Below are 4,752 nucleotides of genomic sequence, written 5' to 3' on the forward strand. Positions count from 1 at the left end.
CTAGTTCGGTCGGCGAAGCGACCGGTACGAGGGGGAACCGGGCCTGCCGCCGGCGGCCCGGGACTGTAGGGCGGTTGGGGTTGACAGGCACCCCGAATTGGCGGCAACACTAGCAGGGCCGCCGCCTTGACGGTGCCGGGCGGGAATGCTATAATGACATTCGCATCCTTCGGGGTTAGGTGAAATTCCTTACCGGCGGTAAAGCCCGCGAGCCGCCCCAAGGCGGTTGACCCAGTGAGATTCTGGGGCCGACAGTGAAAGTCTGGATGGGAGAGGGGTGCAGCAGCCGGTTCTTCTTGCGGCCACCAAACCCCGGGGAAAGGGGTTTTTCTTTTTGCCGAACGGGGCCAGAGGCAATGCCGATCTCTTCTATATGCGGCACGCGTTAGAACTGGCGCAGAGAGGAGCGGGCTGGACCAGTCCCAATCCTGCGGTTGGCGCGGTGCTGGTACGTGACGACCGCATAGTGGGAGAAGGATACCACCAACGTGCCGGCGAGGCACACGCCGAGGTTAACGCGCTGAGACAAGCCGGGGGCCTGGCGAGGGGAGCTACTCTCTATGTCACCCTGGAACCCTGCAGCCATTACGGCCGGACACCTCCGTGCACGGAGGCGGTGCTGGCCGCGGGAGTGCGGCGGGTGGTGGCCGCCACTGCAGACGCCAACCCCAGGGTGCGCGGGCGAGGGCTCCTGCGCCTGGCGACCTCGGGCGTGGCGGTAGAGGTGGGCTTGGAGCGGAGGGAAGCACGGCGACTGAACGAGGCGTTTGCCAAGTATGTGGTCACCGGCCTGCCCTGGGTGAGCCTTAAGATGGCCATGAGCCTGGACGGTAAGGTCGCCACTCGCGCCGGGGATTCGCGGTGGATCACCGGTCCCACCGCCAGGCGCGCGGTCCACGAGTTGCGGCACCGCCACGACGCCGTCCTGGTGGGCGTAGGCACGGTTCTGGCCGATAATCCCCAGCTTACCGTGCGCTGGTATAAGGGCCGGGACCCGGTACGCGTGATCCTCGATAGCTCCCTGAGGCTGCCCCCAGAGGCCAGGGTACTGAAGGTGCGGTCCCCCGCGCCCACATGGGTGGTTACCACCCCGCATCACGACCCCAACCGCCGCCGCGCGCTGGAGGACCGGGGGGCCGAGGTCCTGGTAGTTTCCGAGGCCGGATCACGAGTAGATCTTAAGGCGCTGCTTGCCTTACTCGGCAGGCGGGGTGTGACCAGCGTGCTGATAGAAGGCGGGCCTACGGTGGCCGCGGCCTTTCTGGAGGCGGATCTGGTCGACCGCCTGTACATGTTCGTGGCTCCCAAGCTGCTGGGGGGTCGGGAGGCTCCCGGACCCATCGGCGGCCTGGGCGCCGAGAGGGTGGCTCAAGCCCTGCCGGTGCGAGAGCTGGAGATCCGGCCGATCGGGGAGGATTGGCTTATCAGCGGGTATCCCGCCACCAAGAACCCCGAGGCCCACTGGACGGCGTAGGCAAGGCAGAGGAGGAGGCAGCTTGTTTACCGGCCTGGTAGAAGAAATAGGCAAGGTACAACGTCTGGAAAGGCGCCGACTGGGTGGAATCCTTGCCATCCGCGCGCGTAAGGTGCTCGATGACCTGGCCGTCGGAGACAGCGTGGCGGTGAACGGTGTATGCCTTACGGTTACCTCCTGCGATCAGGAGGCTTTCACGGCAGAGGTAATGGCAGAGACCCTGTCCCGCACCAATCTGGGAGCCCTGGAGGCAGGATCAAAGGTGAACCTGGAGCGGGCCCTGGCACTGGGAGGCCGTTTGGGCGGGCACCTGGTAACCGGTCACGTGGACGGCGTGGGCACGGTGGTGGATAGGCGCCCGGAAGGAGACTCGGTCTGGGTTTGGGTGGAAGCGCCTTTAGAACTCGCTCCGTACCTGGTCGGCAAGGGCTCGGTAGCCTTAGACGGGGTAAGCCTTACGGTAGTAGAACGCCGGAACTCGGTCTTCAGCGTTTCGCTGGTCGGCCATACACTTAGCCACACCACTCTGGGCGAGAAGACGGTGGGAGCCAAGGTAAACCTGGAGATTGACCTGATCGCGCGCTACCTGGCCGGGCTGTTGGGCCTTGAAGCCAGGCGTGAACCCGGACAGGAAGGAATAAACCTGGACCTTCTAACCCGATACGGGTTTGTGTGAGGGAGGGGGGAGCAATGGCGTACACCTTTCATACCGTTGAGGAGGCAGTCGAAGACATCAAGGCCGGTAAGATGGTGGTCGTGGTAGACGACGAGGACCGGGAGAACGAAGGCGACCTGGTGATGGCCGCCCAACTGGTGACCCCCCAGGCCATAAACTTCATGGCTGCCTACGGGCGGGGTCTGATCTGTCTCCCCATAGTAGGCGAAAGGCTGGACGAGCTGGATATTCACCCTATGGTCGCCCGCAACACCGACGCCCACGATACTGCCTTTACCGTTTCCATTGACCACAAGGACACCACGACCGGGATATCGGCCTTCGAGCGGGCCCTCACGATCCAAAAGGTGCTTGACCCGGCCTGCGGTCCCGAGGATTTTCGGCGTCCCGGGCACGTGTTCCCTTTGCGGGCCAAGGAGGGAGGCGTGCTGCGCCGGGCGGGCCATACCGAAGCGGCGGTAGACCTGGCCCGCCTGGCAGGGCTTTACCCCGCAGGGGTCATCTGCGAGATTATGAGCGAAGACGGTCACATGGCCCGGGTACCGGAATTGATGGAGTTCGCGGCGCGGCACGGTCTGAAGATCATTACCATTGCCGACCTCATCCAGTACCGCCGGCGGACCGAGAAGCTGGTCAAGTGCATGGTGAGTACTCACCTGCCTACCAGATACGGGGATTTCCTGGCGGTAGCCTACGAGGACCTGCTGGAACATGCCTGCCACGTGGCCTTGGTCAAGGGAGACGTGGCTACCGAGGAGCCGGTCCTGGTCCGCGTGCATTCGCAGTGTCTCACCGGGGACGTCTTCGGCTCCACCCGGTGCGATTGCGGGGAACAGTTGGCGGCGGCCCTCCGGCAGATCGAAGCCGAGGGACGGGGCGTCCTCCTGTACATGCGGCAGGAGGGAAGGGGAATAGGGCTTCTCAACAAGCTCTTCGCCTACCGTTTGCAGGATGAAGGTAAGGATACCGTCGAGGCCAACGAAGCCCTGGGCTTTCCCGCCGACCTGCGCGATTACGGGATCGGCGCCCAGATCCTCGCGGACCTGGGAATAAGGAAACTGCGGCTTTTGACCAACAATCCCCGGAAGATCGCGGGTCTGGAAGGTTACGGTCTGAAGGTGGTTGAGCGGGTGCCCATCGAGATTACGCCCAACCAGCATAATCAGTACTATCTCAGCACCAAGAAGAAGAAACTGGGGCACTTGTTAAATATTGGCTAAAGGAGGAGATCCTTGCCTTGGGTCGAACTTACCAGGGAGAGCTCCTGGGACAGGGGCTTCGTGTAGGCATCGTTGTGAGCCGCTTCAACGAGTTTATTACCCAGCGGCTATTGAGCGGAGCCCTGGACGCGCTTCAGCGACACGGGGTGCTGGCCGAGGACGTGGATATCGTGTGGGTACCCGGCGCTTTCGAAATCCCGGCCACGGCCAAGAAGCTGATAGGTCGGGGCTACGATGCGGTTATTTGTCTGGGTGCGGTCATTCGCGGGGGCACCCCTCATTTTGAGTACGTGGCCGCGGAAGTAACCAAGGGTGTGGCGCAGGTAGGCCTTGATTCGGCGGTACCGGTCATCTACGGTATCATTACCGCCGACACGCTGGAACAGGCCATCGAGCGAGCGGGGACCAAGGCCGGAAACAAGGGTTGGGAGGCTGCCCAGGCGGCATTGGAGATGGCAAACCTATGGCGCCACCTGGAGGAAGGACAGGTGGAAGAGGAATGAACCCGGGCAGGATCGGGATAGTGAGCGATACTCACGGTGACGCCGTTGCCTGGCGGCGGGTAATGGAGTATCTCGGACCGGTGGACCTGGTGGTACACGCCGGTGACGTGCTCTATCACGGTCCGCGCAATCCGCTTCCCCCGGGCTACGATCCGGGGCAGCTGATCAGCCTTCTGAGCGAGCTGAACTGCCCCCTAATCGTTGCCCAGGGCAATTGCGATGCTGCGGTGGACGCCTTCGTACTGCAGATCCCGATGCAGTCACCTGTGGTGTTCCTGCAGCACGAGGGGATACGCCTGCTCGCCCACCACGGCCACCAGTACACACCGGACCAACTGCTGTCGCTGGCCGGGCGGTGGGGCGCTCACCTGTGCGTCACCGGGCACACCCATCTGGCCGGTCTGGAAAGGCGGAACGGGATCATACTGTTGAACCCGGGCAGCCCCAGCCTCCCCCAGGGCTCGCCGGCCCGACCCACCGCCGCCCGTCTGCTGGACCGCCGGGTGGAACTGGTGGACGTTTCCAACGGGGAGGTTCTGGCGGTCGAACAGCTCTAGACCGCCCTCTGTACCCGGTTGCTCCTGAGGCACCGCGTACAAACCAGCACCCGCCGGGCACGTCCGTTGATAATCACCTTGGCCGGCTGCAGGTTGGGGTACCAACTCCGCTTGGTGTGCACGTTAGAATGGCTGACCTGGTGACCGCGTGCCGGGCCACGACCGCATATCGAACAGCGCTGCGACACCAGACTTTCCTCCTTGCTGTCGGTTTAAAGCAACGCTCCCATTTTATCACGGCCCGGCCGGCAACACAAGGGTAGACGTCCTGACGTATCCCCACTTTCGAGTTAACTTGAGTTGACTGGCGGTACCGGGTGCT

At 63.3% G+C, this 4,752-nt stretch carries 6 protein-coding genes and 1 riboswitch; of the genes, 5 read left to right on the top strand and 1 reads right to left on the bottom strand.

What is annotated here, in order from left to right:
• Positions 1-161 precede the first annotated feature (161 nt).
• Positions 162-282, top strand: a riboswitch (FMN riboswitch).
• The 5 genes from ribD to yfcE all read left to right on the top strand — a co-directional run bounded on the left by ribD (position 278) and on the right by yfcE (position 4,430).
• A complete protein-coding gene (gene ribD, locus NUV99_12005) occupies positions 278-1,474 on the top strand; it encodes a bifunctional diaminohydroxyphosphoribosylaminopyrimidine deaminase/5-amino-6-(5-phosphoribosylamino)uracil reductase RibD (protein ID MCR4420812.1) in 1,197 nt (398 codons plus the stop codon). (Overlaps the previous riboswitch by 5 nt.)
• Before the next feature lie 22 nt (positions 1,475-1,496).
• Complete coding sequence (locus NUV99_12010) at positions 1,497-2,150, top strand: riboflavin synthase (GenBank protein ID MCR4420813.1); 654 nt, start codon at positions 1,497-1,499, stop codon at positions 2,148-2,150.
• Positions 2,151-2,164: 14 nt separating this feature from the next.
• The gene (locus NUV99_12015; protein ID MCR4420814.1) at positions 2,165-3,370 is read left to right on the top strand and encodes a bifunctional 3,4-dihydroxy-2-butanone-4-phosphate synthase/GTP cyclohydrolase II; all 1,206 of its coding nucleotides are present in this window, start codon (positions 2,165-2,167) and stop codon (positions 3,368-3,370) included.
• A 17-nt stretch (positions 3,371-3,387) separates the two neighbouring features.
• A complete protein-coding gene (gene ribE / locus NUV99_12020; protein MCR4420815.1) occupies positions 3,388-3,873 on the top strand; it encodes a 6,7-dimethyl-8-ribityllumazine synthase in 486 nt (161 codons plus the stop codon).
• Complete coding sequence (yfcE, locus tag NUV99_12025) at positions 3,870-4,430, top strand: phosphodiesterase (GenBank protein ID MCR4420816.1); 561 nt, start codon at positions 3,870-3,872, stop codon at positions 4,428-4,430. Before ribE ends, yfcE begins: the two co-directional genes overlap by 4 nt.
• Here the strand turns inward: yfcE and rpmB are convergent.
• Positions 4,427-4,618, bottom strand: coding sequence for a 50S ribosomal protein L28 (rpmB, locus tag NUV99_12030; GenBank protein ID MCR4420817.1), 192 nt, complete (start codon positions 4,616-4,618; stop codon positions 4,427-4,429). The two genes, yfcE and rpmB, sit on opposite strands and share 4 nt — an antisense overlap.
• Between the last annotated feature and the right edge of the window lie 134 nt (positions 4,619-4,752).

The sequence above is a fragment of the Clostridia bacterium genome (assembly GCA_024653205.1).
Taxonomy (GTDB): domain Bacteria; phylum Bacillota; class DSM-521; order Neomoorellales; family SLTJ01; genus JANLFO01.